The organism is Vibrio sp. 99-8-1 (assembly GCF_013114595.1).
Classification (GTDB): Bacteria; Pseudomonadota; Gammaproteobacteria; order Enterobacterales; family Vibrionaceae; genus Vibrio.
On record NZ_VTXE01000013.1, the window covers coordinates 26,976 to 53,242 of the forward strand.

Consider the following 26,267-nt stretch of genomic DNA (forward strand, 5'->3'; position numbering starts at 1 on the left):
CTGTTATGTTTATCTCTATTCACCATCCAACCCTCGTATTGGCTTTATTGTTCCCCAACCTTTGCATGATGGGCAGTGCCAATAGAGAGAATGAGTGGAAAAGCCGCACTTTCGACATCGGTGATGCGGTTTTATCTTAAGTTGTTCGCCAACAAGAGAGCGCAACGTCGTCAAACTCTCTTTTGCTCGTCCTTCTTCGGCCTCAGCCAAATGATAATCCATTAAACGGTGAAACCCTTTCATGGTTGGATTTCTTAAAAGGTGCCTTGTTAGCAGCATCTGGGCCGATGCGACGCCTTCGTGATGAGCCACCATTTGTGCCAACATCAATTCCGCTGATACCCCTGCTTTTTTATCTATGCAGGCACGTAAGAATTCCACCAGTTGCTCTTCTTGGCCTAGGTGGTGATAGCAGTCAGCTAATGTTGGTAGCACCTCACCGATAAAGTCGATATCTTGATCCAACACCATTTCCATATAACGAATGGTATTTTTATAATCTTCTTTGTCTAGATACAGCTTACCTAAAGAGATACTGGCACGAACGCACATGGCATCTTCTGATAACGCACGTTTAAAATAGAGAATCGCTTTCGGTATTTTCTCTTCATTCTGTTCAATGCTTGCCAACTCACACCAGAAGTGGGCAATATTGGTCGACATACGTTTTCGACCTAATTTAACCAGCGCCGTCGCATAATGGATCGCTTTGCTCCACTCCCGAGTTTGCTGATATATAGCGACTAACTGCGTTAACGCAGCTTCGCGATGTGAAGGATCATCAACAAGTTGTTCAAATATTTTTTCCGCACGGTCGAGGAAACCCGACACCATATAGTCTTTAGCTAACTGTTGTAGTGCTATGTGTTTTTGGTCAATGGTTAGACCTTGTCGGGATATTAAGTTTTGGTGGATACGGATGGCTCTGTCTACCTCTCCTCGTGAACGAAAGAGGTTTCCCAAAGCAAGGTGAGTATCAATGGTTTCATTATCGACTTGCAGCAGCTCAATAAAATGGTCTACTGCCTTATCTGATTGATCAGATAAAAGCAGGTTTAGACCTGCTACATACTGTCTGGATATTTGATGTGACTGTTCTTGTTTATCATGCCGCGCACTACGATTGCCCATGTACCAGCCATAGGCAGCCGCAATTGGTAATAGCAAGAAAAGTAGTTCTAACATCTAACAAGTCTGCATATCTACTAGGCTTTTGCCTCTGTAGAAAGTTGTTTAGTTTGAGATTTTTTCAATTGGCGGTTTAAGCGTCGAATAGTGAGTTTAGATTTAAGTTGAACACTACCCACAATCAACCATGCCAATGCAAAGCCAGAAACAAATACCACACCTAATAACGTAGAGAGATGGAACTCACCTTTTGCTAACAGATAATTGAAACTAACAACTTCTTGGTTTTGAGCACCTAATGCAAGCGCTACCAAAAACAGGGCGATAATTAGAATAGTTTTTATAATTTTCACGGCTTATTACTCCTGAAGAATTCGCTAACCTCTGATTATGCAGTAAATCGCATCGACAAACCATGGCTATAGCTTTATTCCGTTCATAAAAAAGCGGCATATCAAAATATGCCGCTTTTTTATAACTCTAAACAGAGTGTTTTAGCTAATATCTACGCGTTCACGTAGCTCTTTGCCTGGTTTAAAATGAGGTACATATTTACCATCAAGTTCAACCTTCTCCCCTGTTTTAGGGTTGCGTCCGACTCTAGGCTCGCGATAATGCAATGAGAAGCTACCAAAACCACGAATTTCTATGCGATCTCCACTTTCTAAAGTAGACGCCATATGCTCTAAAATATCTTTCACAGCATCTTCAATCTCTTTTGCAGACAGGTGAGTTTGCTCAGCACAGAGTCTTTCTATTAATTCAGACTTAGTCATATTTACCCTCATCACTTATATCGTAAAAGTCCCAATCGAAAAAAGGGAGCCAATTAAGGCTCCCTCTAGCGATTATTCGCCTTTAGCAGCCTTGAATGCGTCTGCCATAGCATTTGTGAACCCGCCGTCTTCTTGCTTGTTCAGTGATGCCATTGCTTCTTGCTCTTCAGCTTCATCCTTCGCTTTAACAGAAAGGTTGATTACGCGATTCTTACGGTCAACACCAGTAAATTTCGCTTCAACACTATCGCCAACACTTAGGATTAGAGATGCATCTTCAACGCGGTCACGTGATACTTCAGCAGTACGGATGTAACCTTCAACGCCCTCTACAATTTCAATTGTAGCACCTTTTGCGTCAACTGCAGTTACAGTACCGTTAACTAGAGTACCTTTTTTGTTGTCAGCAACAAATGCGTTGAACGGGTCGTTTTCCATTTGCTTAACGCCAAGAGAAATACGCTCACGCTCTGCATCAACTGCAAGAACAACTGCAGAGATTTCATCGCCTTTCTTATAATCACGAACCGCTTCTTCACCAGCAACGTTCCATGAAATATCAGATAGGTGTACAAGACCGTCAATGCCGCCTTCAAGACCGATAAAGATACCAAAGTCAGTAATAGACTTGATCTTACCAGTTACTTTGTCGCCTTTCGCTTGTGCTTCAGCGAATGACTGCCAAGGGTTAGCTTTACATTGTTTCAGGCCTAGAGAAATACGACGACGCTCTTCGTCGATTTCAAGAACCATAACTTCAGCTTCGTCGCCTACGTTAACCACTTTAGATGGGTGGATGTTCTTGTTAGTCCAATCCATTTCTGAAACGTGAACTAGACCTTCAACGCCTTCTTCGATTTCTACGAAGCAGCCGTAATCAGTCAGGTTAGTTACACGACCAGTTAGTTTATGGCCTTCAGGGTAACGCTTAGCGATAGCTACCCATGGATCTTCACCTAGTTGCTTAAGACCTAGAGATACGCGAGTACGCTCACGGTCAAACTTAAGAACTTTAACTAGGATTTCATCACCAACATTTACGATCTCAGAAGGGTGCTTAACACGCTTCCAAGCCATATCTGTAATGTGAAGAAGACCGTCTACACCACCAAGGTCAACGAACGCACCGTAGTCAGTAAGGTTCTTAACGATACCTTTAACTTCGCTGCCTTCTTGTAGAGTTTCAAGAAGCTCATCACGCTCAACACTGTTTTCAGATTCGATAACAGCACGGCGAGAAACAACAACGTTGTTGCGTTTTTGATCTAGCTTAATTACTTTAAACTCTAGCTCTTTGTTCTCTAGGTGAGCAGTGTCGCGGATTGGGCGAACATCTACTAGTGAACCAGGTAGGAACGCACGGATACCGTTAAGTTCTACAGTGAAACCACCTTTAACTTTACCGTTGATGATACCAACAACAGTTTCAGCTTCTTCGTATGCTTTTTCAAGTACGATCCAAGCTTCGTGACGCTTAGCTTTCTCACGAGAAAGTTGAGTTTCACCAAAGCCGTCTTCTACTGCGTCAAGAGCTACGTCGATTGCAGAACCGATTTCAACTTCAAGTTCGCCAGCAGCGTTCTTGAATTGTTCAGCAGGGATAGCAGACTCAGACTTAAGGCCAGCGTCAACAAGAACGAAACCGTTCTCGATTGCTACAACAGTACCTTTAACAATAGTACCAGGGCGGAATTCTAGTTCGTTTAGAGACTCTTCAAAGAGTTGAGCGAAAGATTCAGTCATTAATTTGATCTTCAATAGTAAACTTCCACGGGCATCCTACCGCGTGGGGTTGATAAAATAGCCGGTCATCATCCATGCGACCAACCTCCTATTGCCTCTTATTGAGACAATTTAGATTCGATATATTTCATTGCTTCTTCTACCACTTTTTCAATAGAAAGTGATGTAGAATCAAGCACTAAAGCGCCTTCAGCAGGGCGTAACGGAGCTACCGCTCGGTTGCGGTCTCGGTCATCGCGCTCCTGTATCTCGCGCAAAAGGTGGTCAAATTTAACACTTAACCCCTTGTCTTGCAACTGCTTAAGGCGTCGATTTGCCCTTTCTTCAGCACTTGCATCTAAGAATATTTTCACTTCAGCTTGAGGGAATACAACGGTTCCCATATCTCGCCCATCAGCGACTAAACCCGCTTCACTACTAAAAGAGCGCTGACGACGTAGCAATGCTTCTCGAACTCTTGGAAATGCTGCAACTTTAGAAGCCGCGTTGCCCGTTTCTTCTTTTCGAAGTTCAGAAGAAACATCTTCACCTTCTAGGATAACTTTGACCAAATCACCTTCAGCAATAAACTGAACATCTAGGTGAGCAGCTAAAGGTACTAAATCATCTTCTGATTCAGTATTAACACCATGATGAATAGCCGCAAGTGCAAGTACTCGGTAAATTGCACCGGAATCCAACAGATGAAAGCCTAACTTTTCTGCTAGCAACATACATAGTGTGCCTTTACCTGCACCACTAGGCCCATCAACAGTTACAACTGGTGTGTTCGACGACATTAATTACTCCAATTAGTGAATACATACAGCAATAAAATATTGAAATAACTTAGAAAATTTAAATTTAAAAAACCGTTCAAATTCCAAAGTGTCACAAATAGACATGCTATATCCACGTCGTTGCAAACTATGTTGCTATAGTGTAGTTGAATTATTTCACTTATCTATAACGGTGATAGGCAGCCGACGTAATTTTCAGCGGCGTATTATAAAAGGAAATGCAGTTGAGGGCGAGTACATTAAAGGCAAAAGAGAGAATTAATCAGCAAATCCTGATATGTCTAGTCTGCTATGGTGAAAAATAAACAAACCCAGCAAGCTGGGTTTGTTTAAATTCCATCGTTAACCATAAGCGATTAAAGGTTACATCATTGGTCGCTGACCGCGAGACAACCATTTCATTAATAGGTGATCAGCAGCATCACCGCCTATTCGAGCCAGTTTATCTGTCATTTTTTTCTTTTGTACATAACGCACAGACAATACCGTTTTTTCATTACACGCTGCTACAACAATATCATCAGAGGTCATGATCTCATCAACCAAACCTAACTCTTTAGCTTGTGTACCGAACCAATGTTCACCTGTCGCCACTTTTTCTAGCTCAAGCTCTGGCCGATGGTCACGAATAAAGTCTTTAAACAGAACATGCGTTTCTTCTAGCTCCTGTTTAAACTTATCTCTCGCTTTATCTGTGTTTTCACCAAACATAGTAATGGTTCGCTTGTACTCTCCCGCAGTAAGCTGCTCATACTCAATATCATGTTTTTTCAACAATTTATTAAAGTTCGGCAGTTGGGCAATAACACCGATTGAACCAACTATAGCAAAAGGCGCTGAAACAATTTTGTCCGCAATACATGCCATCATATAACCGCCGCTAGCTGCGACCTTATCAACCGAAATCGTTAATGGGATATTGGCTGATTTAATTCTATCTAACTGAGACGAGGCCAAACCATAAGCGTGGACCATGCCACCGCCAGACTCTAATTTAAGCAGCACCTCATCACCTTCACGCGCCACGGACAGTATTGCCGTGACTTCTTCACGAAGTGACGTTACTTCTTTTGCATCAATACTACCGTTAAATTCCAAAACAAACAGATGAGGCTCTCGGGTGAGTTCTAACGTACCTTCCTTTGCGGCTTTCTTAACTTCTTTATTACGTTTCTTTGTTTTCTCTTTCTCTGCTTTCTTTTCTGCTTTGTCACGCTCTTTAATGAAGGTGCCATCATGTAAATGATGTTCCATCACATCAATATTCTCTTTGTGCTTCTCGGTTAAATTAGTAATTTCCAATTCACCTTTAGAGGCGCCTTGTTTACCACTTACCACTTTAGCCACAATTAAAATGGCAGCGATAGCGACAACAAACGTCGCAATCTTGGCTAAAAACAGGCCATAGTCCAACAAAAATTCCAATCTGATATCCCCAATGGTTTGAATTGGTGTATTGTAACTAAGTTGTCACGATTACCAATAAAAAGTTAATAAAAATAGGAAAAAATCATAGTGAATTATTCAGTTTCATTAGACTCTCTTAAGGATAAAGTCATATTAGTTACTGGCGCCGGAGCCGGAATTGGAAAACAAGCTGCGATAAGCTTCGCTCAACACGGTGCAACGGTTATTTTACTCGGCCGCACCGTAAAAAAACTTGAACAAACTTATGACGAAATTGAAGCCGCAGGTTACGCTCAACCCGCCATCATCCCATTGGATATGAAAGGGGCCACTAAACAAAATTATCTAGATATGGCAGAAACAATAGAGCAGCAATTTGGCCGATTAGATGGTGTGTTACACAATGCAGGCCTGCTAGGTGTCATCAGTCCATTTGATCAAATTAGTGAAGACAATTTTGACGATATTATGCAAGTCAATGTAAAGGCTCAATTTTTAATGACTCAAGCCATACTACCGAGTTTGCGCAAATCAAAAGATGCTCGCATTATCTTTACATCGTCAACCGTAGGTCACAGTGGTAGAGCGTATTGGGGAACCTACTCTATATCTAAATTCGCCACTGAGGGCATGATGCAAATATTGGCGGATGAGTTATCAGATAGCCATATCAGAGTGAATGCCATCAACCCCGGTGCCACACGAACAGGAATGCGCGCAAAAGCCTACCCTGCTGAAGACAGTGAAGAGCTAAAAACACCGTTAGATATTATGCCTCTCTACCTTTACTTAATGGCTCCAGAAGGCAAAGAAATTCACGGCCAATGTATTGATGCACAACCAAAATAACATTGCTTTATTCAAGTGATATAAAACGGCGCTAATCTGAATCAGCAGATTAGCGCCGTTTTAGTAGAAAGCATTTAAAGAGACTATAAATACTCGACAAACTTACTCAAATCTCTTTCTGGTACTTTTAGTGGTGTGCAGTCCGCGCTACCCAAATAGAGAAAACCGACGATTTGATCCTCTCCTTCTAGTCCTAACGCTTTATGCACTTCCGGATGAAACATCCAACTACCTGAGCGCCAAAAACCTTGAAAGCCTTGTGCAACAGCAGCCATCTGCATCGCCTGTGCAGCACAACCTGCAGATAAGTACTGCTCAATCATGGGGACTTTATTATGCTCCGTCACTTTAGCAATCACAGTGATCACCATAGGAGCTCTAAAGGGTGCTTTCGACAATTTATCAAGCACTGCCGATGAACTATCTTCAGATTGAGCCGCATTAACCAAAATATCCGCTAATTTCGCTAGCCCCTCTCCTTGGGAAATAACAAATCGCCATGGTGTTAATCCACCATGATCTGGAGCTCTCAGCCCTGCTTTAATGATATTTTCTAATGCTACACCTTCAGGCGCAGGCGCTGCTAATCGAGCAATAGAACGACGATTAAGTAACAGATCCAATGCGTCCATGTTCATCCTTTTACTGGCTAAATGAGAATTACTATCACTTTACCACGTTCTATTCACAATTTCATTACAATGCAATGGCGATTTCCATGCCTTGACGAATCGCTCTAACCGCATCCAGTTCACCCGCTTTATCCGCTCCACCGATAATATGCAGTTTATCGCCCAGCTCTTTCCATCTATCTGCAAATGGTTTGACCGATTCCTGCCCAGCACAGATAACGATGGTATCGGCATCAAGCAGCTGCTCTGCACCATTATTTTTAATGTGCAGGCCTTGATCATCGATGGATTCATAGCTAACACCGCCCATAAGGTGGACGCCTCTTTTTTCTAATGTGCGTTTATGAATCCAGCCAGTGGTTTTTCCGGGGCCTTTACCGACTCGACTCTTACGTCTTTGTAATACCCAGACTGTTTTATCGGTGACGGCATCAAGGTGCGGATATAAACCTCCAGGGTGTGTCAGCTCGGTATCCACGCCCCATTCATGTAGCCAGTCAAATAAACTGTGATTCTCTGGCTCTGTTAGCATAGTGGCGATATCTATACCTATGCCTCCAGCACCAACAATCGCCACCTTCTCACCGACCGGGGTCTTCTCACGTATTAACGTCTGATAATCGATCACTTTCTGCTTGTTAGTGATACCTTTGATTTCTGGCAGCCTTGGTTCAACACCTGAAGCCATAATAATCTCATCGTAGCCTTTGAGATCATCAAACTTTGCTTCGCAATTTAATTTGAGATTAACCCCTGTAGTTTCGATTAAATTCGCGAAATAACGAATGGTTTCTCTAAATTCTTCTTTACCCGGAATTTGCATAGCCAATCTAAACTGACCACCAATTCGATCGCTTTTTTCATAGAGATCGACGTAATGGCCTCTTTCAGCTGCAACCGTCGCCGCAGAAAGACCTGCAGGCCCCGCCCCTATTACCGCCACTCTCTTTTTGTCTTCGACAGTTTTAACCTTGATTTCGGTCTCATAACAAGCTCTTGGGTTAACCAAACAGCTCGCTCTTTTACCTTGAAATATATTGTCTAAACAAGCCTGATTACAGCCAATACAGGTATTTATCAGCTGTGGCGTCTGCTGTGCGGCTTTATTTACAAACTCAGCATCCGCTAGAAATGGCCTTGCCATGGAAACCATATCTGAATGACCTGAAGCCAGCACTCTCTCGGCCTCTTCAGGAGTATTAATTCTATTACAAGTGACAACGGGCACGTTGACATGAGGCTTAAGTTTTTCGGATACCCAGGTAAACGCGGCACGAGGAACTTGAGTCGCGATGGTGGGAATTCTCGCTTCATGCCAACCGATACCACTATTAATGATCGTCACACCTGCATCTTCCAATGCTTTTGCCAGCATAATGACGTCATCAAACGTACTTCCGTCTTCCACTAAGTCCAGCATCGAAAGTCGGAATATAATAATAAATTCTTCGCCAACTATTTTTCTAATGGCTTTAACAATCTCAATAGGGAAACGCATGCGCTTCTTGTAATTACCCCCCCATTGATCGTAACGCATATTGGTTCGTTTACAGATGAACTGATTTATTAGGTACCCTTCCGAGCCCATCACCTCTACGCCATCATACCCCGCTAACTGAGCTAAGGCGGCACTATTAGCAAACGCATCTATGGTCTTTTTAATTTGGCGTTCACTCATCTCGCTAGGAGCAAATTTGGAAATAGGTGCTTTCATTCCAGAGGCACTTTGCGAGAAAGGGTGCATGGCGTAACGCCCAGCATGCAAAATCTGCAATGCGATTTTTGCGTCGTGTTTATGAACCGCTTCTGTAACAACTTTATGTGCTTTAGCATGCTTTGGTTTACTAAATTCAGCACTTAGCGGATGAAGACGTCCGCGCAAATTAGGTGAAAAACCCCCAGTCACAATAAGCCCAACACCACCTTTCGCTCGCTCTTCATAGAAAGCAGCAAGCTTTTGCAGCCCCTCTTTGTGCTCTTCTAGCCCGGTATGCATTGACCCCATCAATACTCTGTTTTTTAACTGAGTAAACCCTAGGTCTAATGGTTGCAATAAATTTGGATACATAGCGACATTCACATTCTTTTTGTAGTTATGGTCAGACCAGAATATTCACAATGAGATCAAAAATCAAACAAGCGTTTACATTTATGCAACATTGATCAATCTTGAGTGTATTTTTTTTATTTATCAAGTAGGATAAGTTTCAAACGTTTTATCGCGACAAGTTTTATATCTGTGGAGAACACATGAGAAAAGTTTTTAAATTTATAGGCATGATTTTTAAAGGTATTTGGAAGGTTATTAACTTTATCCGCTTGGCCATTTTTAATCTGTTTTTCTTTTTTGTCCTCGCGATGATCTATTTTGGTTACCAACAATCCCAAAAACTACCTTCTGCTCCTGCAATCCAAGAGGCCAGCGCATTGGTACTGAATCTGTCTGGCCCGATCGTGGAGCAGAGAAGATATATTAATCCAATGGATTCATTAACAGGCTCGCTATTTGGTCAAGATATGCCAAAAGAATCGGTTCTCTTTGATATTGTCGAGACCATTCGCCATGCAGCAAAAGATGACAACATCTCAGGCTTAGTATTAAGCCTGAGAGAAATGCCCGAAACGAACTTAACTAAATTGCGTTATATCGCTAAAGCCATTAACCAATTTAAGGCATCCGGGAAACCAGTCTACGCTATTGGCGAGTTTTATAGTCAAAGCCAATACTATTTGGCCAGTTATGCTGACAAAATATATCTCTCACCCATTGGTGCAGTGATGCTTAGAGGATACGGCAGCTACCCGCTTTATTATAAAACTTTGCTCGAAAAGCTAGACATAAATACACACGTTTTCAGGGTTGGTACGTATAAATCAGCAATTGAGCCATTTATTCGCGACAATATGTCAGAAGAAGCCAAGCAATCTGCATCCGCGTGGCTATCTCAACTGTGGGGAGCATATGTGTCAGATGTCGCCTCAAACAGGCAGATAAATCATAATGCCATTAACCCATCAATGGCAGAGTTTCTTGAGAAACTGCAAGCAACCAATGGTGATTTAGCCAAATTCGCAGTAGATAATGGCTTAGTCGATGCACTCGCTACTCGCCAACAAATACGTGCTGAACTTGCCGATGCATTTGGTAAGGAAGGAAAAGATAGTTATAAAGCCATTAGCTACTACGACTATCAATTGACCCAAAACAGTAATTACGATTCTGATGCCGATGATATTGCAGTAGTGGTTGCTAGCGGAACCATAATTGACGGCAAACAACCAAGAGGGTCTGTTGGTGGTGACACTGTAGCCGCACTTCTTCGACAAGCGCGCAATGACGATGACATTAAAGCCGTTGTTCTTCGAGTTGATAGCCCCGGTGGAAGTGTGTTTGCCTCCGAAGTCATTCGCAACGAAGTCGCCGCAATTAAAGCCACCGGAAAACCTATCGTGGTTTCTATGTCTAGCGTCGCAGCTTCTGGAGGATACTGGATTTCCATGAACGCTGATCGCATTATTGCTCAGCCCACCACCCTAACGGGCTCTATAGGTATATTTAGTGTCATAACAACCTTTGAAAAAAGCCTCAACGAGCTTGGTGTCTATAGTGACGGCGTGGGCACGACTCCGTTTTCAGGGGTTGGCATTACAAGAGGAATATCAGAACAAGCAGGCCAAGCTATTCAACTTGGTATTGAAAACGGTTATCAACGATTCATATCATTAGTAAGTGACAGCCGAAACCTTGCCATTGAAAAGGTCGATGCCGTTGCACAAGGCAGAGTTTGGACTGGCTTTGATGCGATGAGTGCGGGCCTAGTTGATCAGATGGGCGATTTTGATGATGCCATTAGCGCTGCAGCAGAATTAGCCAATATGGAAGAGTACAACCTCTACTGGGTGGAAGAGCCTCTTTCAACCACAGAGCAGTTCCTTCAGGAGTTAACTGATAATATTCGCATTACTACAGGTATAGATATCACTCAGCACTTACCAGAGGCGTTAGTGCCGTTATCTAAGCAAGTGATTGCAGACAGCGAACTGTTATCCACACTCAATGATCCGAAAGGGTTTTATTCCGTCTGCTTAACCTGCAGTGTGGAGTAATTAGGCTTTATACAAATTTTGCTAACTCATCCCTAAAATAGCGGCTTAGGTCGCTATTTTTTATATCATCAGTTACGTTATAATCCCGCTCTCTTTCCATCTGAAGATTTTCTATCATCATGATTAAAAAACACATCTATATTGCCTATACTGGTGGCACCATTGGCATGCAAAAATCCAAAAATGGCTACGTTCCTGTAGCAAATTATATGGAAAAAGAGCTTGCTTGGATGCCAGAGTTTCATCGTCCAGAAATGCCTGAATACACTATCCATGAATATGAACCATTGATAGATTCATCAGATATGTCTCCAGCAGATTGGCAGCAAATTGCTGACGATATCAAAGCGAACTACCATAAATATGATGGCTTTGTGATTTTGCATGGCACTGACACCATGGCCTATACGGCATCAGCTCTCTCCTTTATGTTAGAGAATTTAGCCAAACCCGTTATTGTAACTGGCTCTCAAATCCCATTAGCGGAAATGCGTTCGGACGGCCAAGCAAATCTATTAAATGCACTCCACATTGCGGCCAACTACCCAATCAATGAAGTCACTCTCTTCTTTAATAATCAGCTTCTACGCGGAAACCGCAGTACAAAATCTCATGCTGATGGCTTTAATGCGTTCACCTCTCCAAATGAACCGCCGCTATTGGAGGCAAGAATTAACATTCAGGTAAATAGCCACGCCGAAGTCGATAAAAAGCCTCTAGGTGACTTTAAACTGCATGATATTACTCCACAGCCTATTGGTGTGATCACCATGTATCCAGGCATCTCTCATGAGGTAATACGCAATACATTGATGCAACCTGTCAATGCCATGATTCTACTGACCTTTGGTGTTGGCAATGCGCCTCAGAATCCAGAGCTATTAGGGCATTTAAAAGAGGCATCAGAGAGAGGGGTCATCGTGGTAAATCTCACTCAATGTTTAGCTGGAAAAGTGAACATGGGAGGGTACGCTACAGGATGTGCGTTAGCTGAAGCGGGAGTTATTAGCGGCTTCGACATGACACCTGAAGCTGCGCTAGCTAAATTGCACTTTTTATTAAGTCAAAATTTAAGCTATGAAGAAGTAAAAGTTGAAATGCAAAAAGTACTAAGAAACGAAATGAGCCTGTAAGAACCATCTTGTAATGATGTCAGGCGTCTGCATGAAAAGTGATACTGGCCACATAATAATGTGGCCAACGGCTGTCATCTTACGAATCGTGCAGCTTACTACGAACAATATCGGCTTCTGTTTTAGAGAAGGTTTTTTTTAGTTCAGACTTAGATTTAAAGCTGATTTCACCTCCTGCAGCAACCGTCATATGCTCAGGATTCGTATTATGCTTGGATTGATAAAGCATCATTGCTTGCATGCAATTATCTCTTTGTTCTTGAGATAACAGAGTTCCATCAGGCCATTTGCCTGTTTCAACAGCATATAGTAATCTTTCGTACGCTTCTGGAGTAATGGCATTAACCAGTTGTTCAGTATTCACTTAAAGAGGTCCTGTTCCTTGGAAATAAATCTTTTGTGACGTTAACGGGCAATAAAACTTAGTCAATACTAACGCGCTGAAATAGCGTATTTGATCACAGGCACAAGAATAAAATATGAATATTACCCCCCTTATCATAGTCGTCAGTAGCTCAATACTTTTATCTGGTTGTCTAGAAGGTAGAGTCAATACCAAAGAGTTATGCGCAAAAACACCAGCCCTTCGTTGCGAACCTTTGAATATGAATGATGGGCAATGTCGGGTGCCTAGAACCGACCTTGTTTGGCACCGAAAAGAAGTTCTTGCTTCTCCTACTGATGAAAACAAAATTAAAGAGTTTCAATACGTTCATGCATATCAAAAATGTTTGGATCTTGCTGCTCAAATTGAACCCAGCAAAGTCGGCAATAAAAAAGAGCAACGATTTACTGCTCTAATGCATACTTACGATGAAAAAAAGCGCATTCTTGAAGAGCTTAAACAGTCCGACTCACCACAAGCCCTCTATTTCTTGTGGACTCAAGGTGACAGCCACGCATTAAGACAGTTCCTTAAGTTAGAAAACTCCAGACAGGTACAAACCGCAGAGCTGCAATATGCTCTAGCAACCTATTATGTCACCCGAGATAGGGAAAAGAGTATTCGCCTGCTAAATAACGCATTAACATTAAGTGACCCCGATAATTTTAATACTCATATTATTGAATCGTTAGCCAGTACAAACCACGCGTTGAAACGAAAAGAGCATGCCTATATTTGGGTTTTGGTCGGAAAAGAGTTTGAATTACCCGTGGCTTCTGAACGCAACTTAATGGTGCTCTATCAATTTAGTGATGAGAAAAAAGAGAAGTTGAAAAAAATTGCCGATACCATTGTCGATGCCATCGAGGAAGGCAATTACCGTCATTCGCTATTACCCAAGTTTTAACAAGTAAACAACTTCAGACACCAGCAAAATTATGTATTATTTATTTTGCTGGTGTAATTTTTAACCTATTTTGAAAAAAAAATACAAAATGACGGTTAGTTAACAACATTCAGCTATTCTTTGGAGAAATTTAACGACACAGAATTAACGCAAAAACGTTCTCCTGTCGTTGCTGGGCCATCTGGAAATATATGACCCAAGTGACTATCACATTGAGCGCAACGTATCTCTACCCTCTCCATACCATGACTTGAGTCCTTCAAATAACGTATTGCTTTATCATTTATCGCTGCATCGAAGCTAGGCCAGCCGCACCCTGAGTCATACTTATTACGTGAGTGAAATAGCGCTGCCTTACAACATGTACATAGATATTCGCCAGACTCTTTATTGTGTAGCAGCTTTCCAGAAAACGGCGCTTCTGTACCTTGTTGGCGACAAACCAAAAACTCCTCACTAGTCAATTGGTTACGCCAATAATCTTCGCTTTTTTTATCATCAATAGCCATCTTATTTTTACTTCCTTTATTGTCGACCTTTTATACTATGACCCGATTTTGTCACAAAAACTTGCTAAATTGTCAGTTTGTAGCACATACTTTGTCACTCAACGTAATGATCCATTTATTTATGTGAGTAAAAAATTCTTTTTTGGTCAGTAGACAACAGTTTTTCGCGGTAAAAGCACAATTTTTAATCGCTCATAGGTAAATGTTGAAAAAAGCATACGATTTTTTTGACATTAAACAAGTAAAGACCGATTATCTGTTGCAGACAATTACTGGATTCTGTAATTTTACTACCAGTTTATCTTTCATCAGAAATTAAAGTTGTGGAGCAACAATAATGACTATCAAAGTAGGTATTAACGGTTTTGGCCGTATCGGTCGTTTCGTATTCCGTGCTGCAGTAGAGCGCAATGACATCGAAGTTGTAGGTATTAATGACCTTATCGACGTAGAATACATGGCATACATGCTTAAGTACGATTCAACTCACGGCCGTTTCAACGGTACTGTTGAAGTTGAAGGCGGTAACCTAATCGTTAACGGTAAAACTGTACGTGTAACTGCTGAGCGTAACCCAACTGACCTTAAGTGGGACGAAATTGGTGTTGACGTTGTTGCTGAAGCAACAGGTATTTTCCTAACTGACGAAACTGCACGTCAGCACATCACTGCTGGTGCTAAGAAAGTTGTTCTTACAGGTCCTTCTAAAGACGCAACTCCAATGTTCGTTATGGGCGTAAACCACGCGACTTACGCTGGCCAAGACATCGTTTCTAACGCTTCTTGTACTACTAACTGCCTAGCGCCAATCGCTAAAGTTCTTAACGACAAGTTCGGTATCGAATCTGGTCTTATGACAACAGTTCACGCAACTACAGCAACTCAAAAAACTGTAGATGGTCCTTCAGCTAAAGACTGGCGTGGTGGTCGTGGTGCTTCTCAGAACATCATCCCATCATCAACTGGTGCAGCTAAAGCAGTAGGCGTTGTTCTTCCTGAGCTAAACGGCAAACTAACTGGTATGGCTATGCGTGTACCAACTGCTAACGTTTCTGTAGTTGACCTAACAGTTAATCTAGAGAAAGGCGCATCTTACGAAACTATCTGTGCAGCAATGAAAGAAGCTTCTGAAGGTGAACTAGCAGGCGTTCTTGGCTACACTGAAGATGCTGTTGTTTCTCAAGACTTCATCGGTGAAGTACAAACTTCTGTATTCGATGCTAAAGCAGGTATCGCACTAACTGACAAATTCGTTAAAGTTGTATCTTGGTACGATAACGAAATCGGTTATTCAAACAAAGTTCTTGACCTAGTTGCTCACATCTCTAAGTAAGCATTAGTTAAAGACTTTCTTTGAAAGAGTGAAAAGGCGGCCATTGTGTCGCCTTTTTTGTATTTAAATTATGCGACTTGTATAAGCAGATTATTAAGCAAGAAAAGTCATAAAGAGCAAGGAACCAGATACCATGGAAAATCATCCATCGACTGTCAGCGTGTTGGCTGATTGCGTAACCATTGTAGAAATGGACGATATTAAAGTTGTTCGTGTTTCTCACCCCAAGGCAACGGCTGATATTTCTCTTCACGGAGGCCATCTTCTGTCATTTAAACCGGCAGGACAAGAAGATGTCATCTGGTTGAGTGAGAAGGCAGAGTTTCACTCAGATAAAGCCATTCGTGGAGGCATCCCTATCTGTTGGCCTTGGTTTGGCCGAATTGCTGCACCAGCACATGGCTTTGCTCGTACAACTCAATGGCATTTAGTTGAACATAGAGAAAACGATCATGGCGTTATGATCTGTTTAGGGCTAGAAGAAGATGAAAATACATTAGCCGTATGGCCATTTTCATTTCAGGCCAGATTGTATATCGATATTTCCGATAAACTAAAAGTCACTCTTGATGTTCGTAACACTGATGATAAGCCATGGCGTTTTTCTGCTGCATTACATAGTTATTTCAACATCGCCAATATAGCCGACTCTGTCACGACAGGAATGGGGCTAGAGTATCGCGACAGCTTACAAGACGGGAAAATGTGTCAGGGATTACAACAGTTACAGCTGACGGATACCGTTGATCGCGTCTATACAAAACCAACTGAAACCATCCAAATTTCTGATCCACAACATGCTCGAAGCATTGTAATAAAGAACCAAGGGCATAACAGCGCTGTTATATGGAACCCTTGGCAACAAGGTTCACAAGGAATGGCAGATATGGCCGATGACGGCTACCAAACCATGCTTTGCGTGGAGTCTACCTATCACGCGACTAGCCTAGAGACAGGCTTAGAGCTGCAGCCGGAACAGAGCTACCAGTTAAGTACTGAAATATCGGTACAGTAAAGAGATTAAGCATGAGAGTCATAATGGCGTGACTCTCGTGTTGATATCTTTAAACACCTAGCAATAGTGCTCGCATCTCTATTTTACAAGCTTTACAATTCGCGTTTTATCGCTATTTACCATTGAGTTTTACTATGTCTTATCAGTGCCCTTTATGTTCAAACATTTTATATCAAGCAGGAAACTGTTTTAAATGCAGTAATAACCATCAGTTTGATATTGCTAAAGAAGGGTATATCAATCTAATTCCTGCCAATAAAAAACGATCAAAAAATCCTGGCGACAATGTTGAGATGATGCAAGCCAGACGGCGATTTCTTGACTCAGGTGCTTATCACCCATTAAGAGAGAAGGTGAGTCAGTTATGCCTTCAATTGCTTGAGGAGCAGCTACTTGAAGAGAGTCCAGCTCGGGTACTGGATATAGGTTGTGGTGAAGGCTATTACACTCACCACCTGCAATCGACGCTAAATAGTACCAAGGTATCAGGTATTGATATTTCTAAAGTCGCTATTCGTTATGCGGCGAAACGATACCCAAATTGCGCCTTTGCTGTTGCATCGAGCCAAACGCTGCCATTTTCATCTCAGTCTCTCGATTTGGTGCTGCGTATTTATGCACCTTGTAACAGCGATGAATTATACCGTTGCGTTGATACAGACGGTTACATCGTTACCGTCACACCCGCAGCACGACACTTGTTCCAACTAAGAGAGCTGATCTATCAAGATGTAAGGTTACATTCAGAGCACGCTGAAGTTCTGACAGGTTTTGCTCTAGAACATGAAGAGAAGCTCAACTACCCACTCTCTCTCTCTGGCTCAGAGGCTATAGACCTATTGCAAATGACACCTTTTGCTTGGAAAGCGTCAGAACAGCTCAAAGCCTCACTGACTCAAATGCCCCATTTCTCTTGCGAAGCTGACTTTATGATTCGGATTTACAAAAAATCATCATAAAGCCAAGTGACTCCTGTGTAGTATTGGTCTATTTCTTGCTTAATCTTTCCTCTAAACCCTAAGCGGCAATTTTTTTCTAAACATTTTGTCACTTAGGCCGATATTTTATCTGTAAGCATAAATCGTTGAGGCAAGATATGACACCAGTAGGAATGAACACCGCTTCAACCTTGAGTTCAGCTCAAGCTAATACGGCAAATAAGCAGCCGCAAAATCCAGAAGCACAGCAAGCACCAAAAGCACTGCATGTTGAGCAAAATAAAGTCACTCTCTCTGAAGAGGGTAAAGCCTTGCTTGCCGCATTATCACAAATAGACGAAGAGGCAAAAAATGCAGAGGGTGAGCCAAACAAAGTCACTTCCTTTGCTCATGGCGCTCTGGGCTTAGATCGACCAGAAGAGATTGAAAAAGAAGAAGATACTAGTTACTCCGCAGGACAATATGTTAAAGGCGCATTGTCTGTTGGTGCTATCTTACTTGCTGTACTCTAGCTAGAATAATCTGACTCTATTGAAACTTCATCACTAGTTGCTCTCGCAACTGGCCGCTTCCCCATTGCTTCTATTTTCAATTAATCATGCTTAATGGCCAATTCTTGCCGCCTACCTTAGTACTATTTTTTCTACACTAAGATCTGTTGACCTTCTGCGACGATTTGATCTTGATCCTTTATCTCGATCAATTATACTGTATATACGTACAGTACATTTCCGAGGCGTACATGCATCCTGTTATCGATTTACTTCAAACTAAACAGTTGATTTGGCGAGGAAGCCAGCAAAAGATAAATGCCACTACGCACACATCTGGCTATAGTGAATTAGATAAACAGCTTAAGGGTGGTTTCCCTACCTATGGCGTGATTGAAGTTAACTCTCCGCAAGGTATTGGCGAGCTACGATTGCTAACGCCCTATATAAAGCAAAAAGGACAACAACGCCTTTCTGTTTTTATTAATCCTCCGGGTTATCTCTGTAGCGAATACTTTGTTCAACAAGAAATAGAGTTAAATAAGTTAATATTGCTATTTCCTAAAACAGCCAAGGAAGCGCTATGGGCCGCAGAGCAATGTCTTAAAAGTGGCAGTTGCGGTAGTGTCACACTTTGGCATCCTTCGTTAGAAATCCACCAAGCAAAAAGGTTACAAGTTGCCAGCGAAACTGGCCAGTGTCTAAACTTCTTATTTAAAATGGATACCCGTTGTCAGCTGACCTTGCCCATTTCACTTAGCTTAACCTTGCAACCAGACAGCAATGGTTTAACTGTCACGATTCACCGACGAAAAGGAGGCTGGTTAAAGACCCGTTTCACTATTGATGTCCATCAGAAGTGGCCTCACCTTGCTCCTTACACACACACCAATAGTGTTATCCCATTTCCTATTGGAAATAGGGGTACAGCATGACGCTCTGGTTGTACTTACACTTCCCTACTCTACAATTAGACAGCCTCTTTTCTGATATTCAGCAGGCCCCAATTTGCATTTTAAATAAACAGTACATTGTACAAATAAATAGCGTAGCAGAAGAGAAAGGAATAAAGCTTGGCATGGGATTAGGTAGTGCGGCATCACTGTGTGCCGATCTACAAGTACACCCTTATAATCAACAAGTTGAAGAGCAGAAATTAACCGAAATTGCTCACTGGCTTTATATGGTGACCTCCGATATCTCTCTGTTTTCCCCTTCAGGAATATTGCTTAAAGTGAGCAATATGCTGACTCTTTACGATGGCTTAGCTTCCTACTGGAGTGTGGTTTTTGAGCACCTTACAAGCTTAAATATTCAGTTTAGTTTCTCAACAGGAAGCTCTCCTTTATCCGCAAAATTACTCGCACAACAACAAATTAACCGTATCTCTGATGATCCCATCTGGTTACAAAATACATTAAAGCAACAACCACTGCATGCTACCGAGCTAACAGATAAAACTGTCGAGCAACTAAATAGAGTTGGCGTTCGCTATTTACAAGATTTACTCACTTTAGAGCTAGCAGATATCGCGCGCCGATTTGATATTGAGCTGGTTAATTATATGGGTCGTTTAACCGGACAACTTAAACACCCTGTAAACAACTATCATCCCGCTGAGACATTTAAACGTCACCTTGAATTGTTATTTGAAATCGATAATGTTCAATGGTTAATAAAGCCTCTATTTACACTATTAACTCAACTAGAGGCATTTTTACTTCTACGGGATAAAGTCGCCTACCAACTCACCTTACAGCTGCATCAAAGAGGTGACCTAACGCAGAGTGTGATTTTTTCCTCCGCTCAAGGAGATTATCTTGCCAGTAAATGGCAGCAGTTAAGCAAGCTAACTCTTGAGTCCTGCACTTTAAATGCCCCTATTACTGCAATTACATTGTATGCGACACAAACCCATCAAAAACAATCTGATGGCCATGATCTATTTGACGGTCAACAAGGGCAAACTTCACCGCTAGAGCTAATTAGCATTCTTCAAGCCAAGTTAGGTAAAGAGCAGGTCACAGGTGTGAGTAAAACCAGAGATCCTCGACCAGAGTTAGCCACTCGACTCTCTGTACCTTTTGCTCCGCAACACGATGATCTGAGAGTCGACCAATCAGAAAAAACAGCCTCTGCTCGTCCCAGTATCTTATTCCCTTCCCCTGTTCCTCTTGCTGAAAAGGTCACTATATTACAAGGGCCAGAAAGGCTCACAACAGGCTGGTGGGATGCAGAAACAATAATGCGAGACTATTTTGTGGCCAAAAGTGATCAAGGGCGATGGCTATGGGTTTTTCGTGATCAACAAAAACAGTGGTTCATCCACGGACTATTCGCATGAGTGACAGTAATCCTCAATATGCTGAGCTATTTTGCCAAAGCAACTTCTCGTTTTTAACGGGCGCCTCTCATGCAGAAGAGTTAATTACTCAAGCCAACTTTTTACGCTATTCTGCTTTAGCTATCACCGACGAATGTTCTCTTGCTGGCGTGGTAAAAGCTCATGCCACCATTAAAAACCACCATTTATCCATTAAACTCATCATTGGTAGCATGTTCTGGCTCAATGCCGAGTGCCAAATTGTACTCCTGTGCCCAAATCAGCAAGCTTATACCGAACTGTGCCGTATTATTACCAATGCCCGAAGACGAGCAGAAAAAGGAGAATACAACTTATCTGAATGGGACCTAATGTCATTAAAACACTGTTTGATCATTTGGTTACCTTGCCATAAACACGCCGATCTTCATTGGGGAGACTGGCTTAATAAACATCATAAAAAACGGCTATGGATTGGAGTACAGAAGCATTTACAAGGAAACGACAGAGCGTATTCAGCTTACTGCCAATCACTCGCTTCACAATTTGATCTAGCAATAACCGCTTGTGGGGGGGTGTTGATGCACAGTGCTACCCGCCAACCATTACAACATACGCTAACGGCCATCCGCGAAAACAAACCCATCAGCGAAATCAAACACCAACTACTGACAAATAGTGAAAGAAGTCTCAGACCAAAAGAGAAGTTAGCCAAAATCTTTGACCAAAAATGGTTAAATGAGAGTAACAATATCGCTCAGCAATGCACTTTTTCTCTGGATACACTGCGCTACTGTTACCCGTCAGAGTTGGTTCCTGACGGTTATACACCGATGAGTTACTTAATCGAACTGGTAGAAAAAGGCAAAAAAGCCCGTTTTCCCAACGGAGTGCCTAATGACATTGATCAGCTACTCACTAAAGAGCTCAACCTTGTTGAAGAACTCAACTATCCCTTTTACTTTCTGACCATTCACGACATCGTCATGTTTGCCAAAAGTCAGAGTATCCTTTATCAGGGAAGAGGGTCCGCGGCCAATTCTATTATCTGTTACTGCTTAGAGATCACCTCCGTTGATCCTAGGCAGATATCGGTACTTTTTGAACGTTTCATTAGTAAAGAACGTCAAGAACCACCCGATATCGATGTGGATTTTGAACATGAACGGCGTGAAGAAGTTATCCAATATATCTACAAAAAGTACGGAAGAGAGCGTGCTGCGCTAGCCGCTACCGTCATTAGCTATCGTTTTAAAAGTGCTTTGCGAGATGTAGGCAAAGCTTTAGGCATATCTGAAACCCAACTGGATTTTTTCATTAAAAATATAAACAGACGCGATCGCTCCCTCGGTTGGCAAGCGCAATTAACGGAATTGGGTATAAAGCCTGACTCCTTAAAAGGACAGCAACTTATCCAATTGGTTAATGACATTATCGGCTTCCCGCGTCATCTTTCTCAGCACGTAGGCGGTTTTGTCATTTCTGCCGGGCCATTATATGAATTGGTTCCCATTGAGAACGCCGCCATGCCCAATAGAACCGTCATTCAATGGGATAAAGATGACCTAGAAAGCCTTAAACTACTAAAAGTGGATATTCTGGCACTGGGTATGCTCACCGCCATTAGAAAGTGCTTTGATCTTATTAAACAACATAAAGGTGAAGAGCTTACTATTGCAGATATTACCCGAAAACAAGATGACCAAGCGGTTTACAAAATGCTGCAAAAGGCCGACACCGTGGGCGTATTTCAAATAGAATCACGGGCACAAATGAGTATGTTGCCGCGCTTAAAACCTCGCTGCTATTACGATTTAGTTATCCAGATAGCCATTGTGCGTCCAGGCCCAATTCAGGGGGATATGGTGCACCCTTTTCTAAAGCGTAGAGATGGATTAGAAGCGGTCACTTATCCATCTGAAGAGGTCAAAGAGGTGCTTTCTCGAACCATGGGGGTGCCTATTTTTCAAGAACAAGTAATTAAGCTCGCGATGGTTGCGGCAGGTTTTTCTGGTGGCGAAGCAGATCAGTTGCGACGAGCAATGGCCTCATGGAAAAAAAATGGTGATCTATTTAAATTTAAATCCAAGCTCATTAACGGCATGCTGGATAGAGGCTACCAAGCCGAATTTGCCGAACGTATTTTCGACCAAATATGCGGTTTTGGTGAGTATGGTTTTCCGGAAAGTCATTCAGCATCGTTTGCTGTCTTAGCATACTGTTCTGCATGGTTAAAACATTACCACCCAGAGCTATTTTATACTTCGTTATTGAATAGCTTGCCAATGGGCTTTTATAGCGCCTCTCAGCTTATTCAGGACGCCAAACGACATCACGTTACTGTCTTGCCCGTATCGGTTAACGACTCTCAATACATACACTCAATCGTACCTTCAGCACAAGGCTATGCTATTCAGTTAGGTTTAACACTGATTAAAGGGCTGTCTCAAAAAGGGGCCGAGCAGCTACTTCACAACCGACCAAGTCGTGGCTTCACCAGCAGTCAGCAGATAAAACATATTGGACTGAACAAAAAAGACATTGCCGCCTTAGCCTCAGCCGATGCGCTAAAAAGCCTCAGTGGAGACCGTTACCACACTCGTTGGCAAGTTATGGACTCTATACATGACCTGCCTCTCTTTCAGTCGCAGCAGGCTTCTTCTGAGCCATTTTTGTTTACAGAAAGTCCAACAGAAGCACTACTCGAAGATTATGCAGCAACAGGACTATCGTTAGATCAACATCCCATCACTATATTGGATAAAGCGCAGAAATTAGGTCGGTTCACTCGGCAAACGGAGCTATTAAACAGAGCACACCGCTCTATGGTCACGGTTGTTGGGGTCGTAACAGGAAGACAATCTCCGGGAACAGCAGCAGGTGTCACCTTTTTTACCTTAGAAGATGACACAGGCAATGTTAATGTGGTGGTTTGGGCTAAAACAGCAAGAGCACAAAAGCAGAGCTATTTAACCGCTAAAATACTTAAAGTGGACGGTATTCTCGAACACGATGGACAAGTTACTCATGTCATTGCGGGTAAGCTAACGGACCTGACAGAATCCCTAAATGGCTTGATCACTTCATCCCGAGATTTTCATTAAAGAATCGTTTTATAAAAAGCTACACAGCCCTTCTTGAACCTTGATCAGGCCGTCTTCAGATTGAGAAAATGTGTGTTCGAAAGATCGGCGGTTGCCTCGCCTTATAGACCCAATATCTGCTTCATTCTTTGCTGGGCAACATCCACTAGCAAATCCGGTTGGAACTTAGAAATAAACCGATCGCAACCCACTTTTTTCACCATGGCTTCATTAAAGCTGCCACTTAATGAGGTATTTAAAGTGATGAACAGATCACCCATTCTAGGATCATTACGAACTTCATGAGTTAGACGATAACCGTCCATTTCAGGCATTTCAGCATCAGTAATCATCATCATGATCTCATCCGTAACGGTTTTACCTTCATCACACCAACCTTTTAACAAGTTCAGCGCTTCTAACCCGTCACTACACTCAATAATATTGATACCTAACTGTTCTAAAGTGCCTCTCACCTGCCCACGAGCAGTAGAAGAGTCATCGACAATCAACACATTTCGTCCAATCATCTGCTGAGACAGCTCTTCGTCTAACACACCTTCAGAGATTGAAATATCGTAATCAATAATCTGTGCAAGAACCTTCTCTACATCGATAATTTCAACAATTTTCTTATCGCCTTCATCTTCAATCTGAGTAATGGCGGTTAGGTAGTTTGCCTTACCTGCTGTTTTAGGTGGAGGAGCAATTTCGGTCCAAGCTGTATTGACAATATTTCTTACTTGACCAACAAGAAAGCCCTGAACACTGCGGTTATACTCAGTGATAATCAGGTTTTGTTCTTCATCAGGGTGCATTGGACGAAAGCCGATTGCCGCTCGCAGATCTATCACTGGAACCGATTCACCACGAAGAGAAGCCACGCCAACCACATGACCATGTGCTCCGGGCATCTTAGTCAGAATAGGCATCTTAAGTACTTCTTTGACCTTAAATACATTAATCGCAAACAGTTGCCGATTGTTTAATTTAAACATCAAAAGCTCTAAGCGGTTTTCACCAACTAAGTTCGTTCTTTGATCGACAGTACTTAATACTCCGGACATACGGCTTCTCACTGAGTCTTTATCTGTGGGTTAGATTTAAAAACAAAACAATACAATAAGCAAATAATTAATAACTACATGCATAAAACATATATATCAGTATCGTTCATATTTTTAAGATAGTGTACCAAATTACGAATAAATCAACCTTCCACTACTTTCATCAACAATTGCCCGTCATACATGGCTTGTTTGATTAATGCTGCACCTGGCATGGTTGCTTGCTTATAAAAGCGGCTTTCAACGATCTGTAACTCTTGGTGATAAGCGGCAATACATTGCTGTTTAACACACTGTTCAATAGCAGGGTAAAGCACTGACTTTGCTCTATTAATCACCCCTCCTATCAATATCTTCTCTGGGTTAAATAGATTCACCACTATGGCTATCGCTTTACCCAAATAAAGACCAAGGTTCTCAATAACTTCCACCGCTAAAGGGTCCCCTTCAGCCGCAGCGGAACAGATATTTTCAATGGTGATACGATCAGGGTCAATGGAGGAATCCTCTCCTGCGCTCAATCGCTTGGCAACTTGATCTCTAATTGCTTGTGAGCTCGCCAATGTTTCAAGACAACCTCGGTTACCACAATGGCAAAGCTCACCATTTGGATCAATTTGAATATGTCCCAATTCACCGATATTACCATGGCGGCCTTGCAATACTCTGCCGTCTAGCACTATTCCCGCTCCAACACCATGGTGGATTGAAATCAGTATCGAACTTTCATTCTCTTTTGAATGACCAAATAGTTTTTCAGCTAATGCCCAAGCCCTTGTGTCATTGGCAATAAATACCGGCAGCCCCGTAGACTCATGAATTTCAGGGCCCAGAGGCAAATTTTTGACATTATAGTGAGGCATCTGTAAGACAATGCCTTTCTCTGGATTCACCAAGCCAGGTAACGTCACCGCAATGCTGGTTACCCGATCTAGTTGATCAGAATACGTTTCAAAGAACTCATCAATCTCATGAAGTAAACGAGCAAGTACGTCCTCTTGCTCTATTTCATGAATATCAATTTTAGTATCGATAAGCACTGAGCCACCATGCTCGTGCAAAGCAATAACGAGATAACCTCGACCTAAACGAGCCGATAAAAACTGCCAGCCTTCATTGTCAGTTTGTAAACCCACAGCAGGTCGCCCACGACTTGTCGCTTCTTGTACCGTTGTTTCATGAATGAGGTGTGCATCAATCAGTTCACGAGTGATTTTCGTGATACTTGCAGGAGCTAACCCACTGACCTTAGAAAGATCAATGCGAGATATTGGCCCGTTTAAATCTATCAATTTATACACACGACCAGCATTGACCTGCTTGATATGGTCAATATGGCCAGGTTGAGCCATGTACATTTTACACTCCAAAATGACGTCGTTGGCTAATTTTTTTACTTTGCGAACTAATTGTGAAGTCACTTGATAGATTGCCGTGACGGGTATCACGCACAAAACTAATTTAGCCAATAAAAGCGGAAATAGCGGCGATTAAACCAAAGTAATTATTGATCTAAAACAGGTTTTTTTTAATCATGAAAAATCTTTTTACAACACCGTTTTACCCAGTGTTCTGCAATTATTGGATTGAGGCGCAAGCTAAGAATCAAGTTTCATCAGTTAGGCGACTCAACAAATCCTAATCTGGCTAAATAGCACATAA

Annotated in this window: 23 protein-coding genes; 11 read left to right on the top strand and 12 right to left on the bottom strand. The window is 42.1% G+C overall.

Translation table 11 applies throughout. From position 1 onward, the window contains the following. Positions 1 to 15: 15 nt before the first annotated feature. The 6 genes from lapB to sohB all read right to left on the bottom strand — a co-directional run bounded on the left by lapB (position 16) and on the right by sohB (position 5,851). The gene (gene lapB / locus F0227_RS09010; RefSeq protein WP_171752863.1) at positions 16 to 1,185 is read right to left on the bottom strand and encodes a lipopolysaccharide assembly protein LapB; all 1,170 of its coding nucleotides are present in this window, start codon (positions 1,183 to 1,185) and stop codon (positions 16 to 18) included. 20 nt (positions 1,186 to 1,205) lie between these two features. Next, a complete protein-coding gene (locus F0227_RS09015; RefSeq protein ID WP_171752864.1) occupies positions 1,206 to 1,481 on the bottom strand; it encodes a lipopolysaccharide assembly protein LapA domain-containing protein in 276 nt (91 codons plus the stop codon). A 141-nt stretch (positions 1,482 to 1,622) separates the two neighbouring features. Continuing rightward, the gene (ihfB, locus tag F0227_RS09020; protein WP_171752865.1) at positions 1,623 to 1,904 is read right to left on the bottom strand and encodes an integration host factor subunit beta; all 282 of its coding nucleotides are present in this window, start codon (positions 1,902 to 1,904) and stop codon (positions 1,623 to 1,625) included. Between the two features lie 72 nt (positions 1,905 to 1,976). Continuing rightward, a complete protein-coding gene (gene rpsA, locus F0227_RS09025) occupies positions 1,977 to 3,647 on the bottom strand; it encodes a 30S ribosomal protein S1 (protein WP_171752866.1) in 1,671 nt (556 codons plus the stop codon). 98 nt (positions 3,648 to 3,745) lie between these two features. Continuing rightward, positions 3,746 to 4,426 carry a (d)CMP kinase gene (gene cmk / locus F0227_RS09030; RefSeq protein ID WP_171752867.1) on the bottom strand — a complete coding sequence of 227 codons (681 nt, stop codon included), beginning with the start codon at positions 4,424 to 4,426 and terminating at the stop codon, positions 3,746 to 3,748. Positions 4,427 to 4,789: 363 nt separating this feature from the next. Then, on the bottom strand, positions 4,790 to 5,851 hold the full coding sequence (gene sohB / locus F0227_RS09035; RefSeq protein ID WP_171752868.1) for a protease SohB: 1,062 nt from the start codon (positions 5,849 to 5,851) through the stop codon (positions 4,790 to 4,792). 90 nt (positions 5,852 to 5,941) lie between these two features. Here sohB and F0227_RS09040 point away from each other — a divergent pair, with 90 nt between their 5' ends. Beyond that, positions 5,942 to 6,682 (top strand): YciK family oxidoreductase, encoded by a 741-nt coding sequence (locus F0227_RS09040; RefSeq protein WP_171752869.1) that lies wholly within the window; start codon positions 5,942 to 5,944, stop codon positions 6,680 to 6,682. Between the two features lie 83 nt (positions 6,683 to 6,765). Here the strand turns inward: F0227_RS09040 and F0227_RS09045 are convergent, their stop codons facing one another. Both F0227_RS09045 and F0227_RS09050 read right to left on the bottom strand, forming a co-directional pair. Further along, on the bottom strand, positions 6,766 to 7,314 hold the full coding sequence (locus F0227_RS09045) for an NAD(P)H nitroreductase (RefSeq protein WP_171752870.1): 549 nt from the start codon (positions 7,312 to 7,314) through the stop codon (positions 6,766 to 6,768). Positions 7,315 to 7,378: 64 nt separating this feature from the next. Continuing rightward, positions 7,379 to 9,382, bottom strand: coding sequence for an NADPH-dependent 2,4-dienoyl-CoA reductase (locus F0227_RS09050; protein WP_171752871.1), 2,004 nt, complete (start codon positions 9,380 to 9,382; stop codon positions 7,379 to 7,381). A gap of 182 nt (positions 9,383 to 9,564) precedes the next feature. On the opposite strand from F0227_RS09050, the gene sppA reads away from it, so the two are divergent. Both sppA and ansA read left to right on the top strand, forming a co-directional pair. Further along, positions 9,565 to 11,421: a signal peptide peptidase SppA gene (gene sppA, locus F0227_RS09055; protein WP_171752872.1), complete on the top strand. Its 1,857-nt coding sequence runs from the start codon at positions 9,565 to 9,567 to the stop codon at positions 11,419 to 11,421. A gap of 119 nt (positions 11,422 to 11,540) precedes the next feature. Next, the gene (gene ansA, locus F0227_RS09060; RefSeq protein ID WP_171752873.1) at positions 11,541 to 12,554 is read left to right on the top strand and encodes an asparaginase; all 1,014 of its coding nucleotides are present in this window, start codon (positions 11,541 to 11,543) and stop codon (positions 12,552 to 12,554) included. A 79-nt stretch (positions 12,555 to 12,633) separates the two neighbouring features. Here ansA and F0227_RS09065 read toward each other — a convergent pair whose 3' ends face one another. Further along, positions 12,634 to 12,918, bottom strand: coding sequence for a DUF1315 family protein (locus F0227_RS09065; protein WP_171752874.1), 285 nt, complete (start codon positions 12,916 to 12,918; stop codon positions 12,634 to 12,636). Between the two features lie 115 nt (positions 12,919 to 13,033). Between F0227_RS09065 and F0227_RS09070 the strand changes: the two genes are divergently transcribed. Continuing rightward, complete coding sequence (locus F0227_RS09070; RefSeq protein WP_171752875.1) at positions 13,034 to 13,846, top strand: DUF2989 domain-containing protein; 813 nt, start codon at positions 13,034 to 13,036, stop codon at positions 13,844 to 13,846. A gap of 113 nt (positions 13,847 to 13,959) precedes the next feature. Here the strand turns inward: F0227_RS09070 and msrB are convergent, their stop codons facing one another. Continuing rightward, positions 13,960 to 14,355: a peptide-methionine (R)-S-oxide reductase MsrB gene (gene msrB, locus F0227_RS09075; protein WP_171752876.1), complete on the bottom strand. Its 396-nt coding sequence runs from the start codon at positions 14,353 to 14,355 to the stop codon at positions 13,960 to 13,962. A 337-nt stretch (positions 14,356 to 14,692) separates the two neighbouring features. Here msrB and gap point away from each other — a divergent pair, with 337 nt between their 5' ends. From gap to F0227_RS09110, 7 genes are all read left to right on the top strand, one after another. Continuing rightward, a complete protein-coding gene (gene gap, locus F0227_RS09080; protein WP_171752877.1) occupies positions 14,693 to 15,688 on the top strand; it encodes a type I glyceraldehyde-3-phosphate dehydrogenase in 996 nt (331 codons plus the stop codon). A 133-nt stretch (positions 15,689 to 15,821) separates the two neighbouring features. Next, positions 15,822 to 16,703 carry a D-hexose-6-phosphate mutarotase gene (locus F0227_RS09085; protein WP_171752878.1) on the top strand — a complete coding sequence of 294 codons (882 nt, stop codon included), beginning with the start codon at positions 15,822 to 15,824 and terminating at the stop codon, positions 16,701 to 16,703. Between the two features lie 134 nt (positions 16,704 to 16,837). Continuing rightward, complete coding sequence (gene rlmA, locus F0227_RS09090) at positions 16,838 to 17,662, top strand: 23S rRNA (guanine(745)-N(1))-methyltransferase (protein WP_171752879.1); 825 nt, start codon at positions 16,838 to 16,840, stop codon at positions 17,660 to 17,662. Positions 17,663 to 17,799: 137 nt separating this feature from the next. Further along, positions 17,800 to 18,153, top strand: coding sequence for a hypothetical protein (locus tag F0227_RS09095; protein WP_171752880.1), 354 nt, complete (start codon positions 17,800 to 17,802; stop codon positions 18,151 to 18,153). A gap of 230 nt (positions 18,154 to 18,383) precedes the next feature. Further along, positions 18,384 to 19,067, top strand: a complete 684-nt coding sequence (imuA, locus tag F0227_RS09100; RefSeq protein ID WP_171752881.1) for a translesion DNA synthesis-associated protein ImuA — start codon at positions 18,384 to 18,386, stop codon at positions 19,065 to 19,067. Next, positions 19,064 to 20,476 carry a DNA polymerase Y family protein gene (locus F0227_RS09105; protein WP_171752882.1) on the top strand — a complete coding sequence of 471 codons (1,413 nt, stop codon included), beginning with the start codon at positions 19,064 to 19,066 and terminating at the stop codon, positions 20,474 to 20,476. The genes imuA and F0227_RS09105 overlap by 4 nt, the downstream gene beginning before the upstream one ends. Then, positions 20,473 to 23,559 carry an error-prone DNA polymerase gene (locus F0227_RS09110; RefSeq protein WP_171752883.1) on the top strand — a complete coding sequence of 1,029 codons (3,087 nt, stop codon included), beginning with the start codon at positions 20,473 to 20,475 and terminating at the stop codon, positions 23,557 to 23,559. The genes F0227_RS09105 and F0227_RS09110 overlap by 4 nt, the downstream gene beginning before the upstream one ends. A gap of 101 nt (positions 23,560 to 23,660) precedes the next feature. On the opposite strand, the gene F0227_RS09115 is transcribed toward F0227_RS09110, so the two are convergent. Together F0227_RS09115 and F0227_RS09120 are read right to left on the bottom strand one after the other, a co-directional pair. Next, positions 23,661 to 24,605 (bottom strand): chemotaxis protein CheV, encoded by a 945-nt coding sequence (locus tag F0227_RS09115; RefSeq protein WP_171752884.1) that lies wholly within the window; start codon positions 24,603 to 24,605, stop codon positions 23,661 to 23,663. A 143-nt stretch (positions 24,606 to 24,748) separates the two neighbouring features. Next, complete coding sequence (locus tag F0227_RS09120; protein WP_171752885.1) at positions 24,749 to 25,963, bottom strand: ROK family protein; 1,215 nt, start codon at positions 25,961 to 25,963, stop codon at positions 24,749 to 24,751. Positions 25,964 to 26,267: the final 304 nt, after the last annotated feature.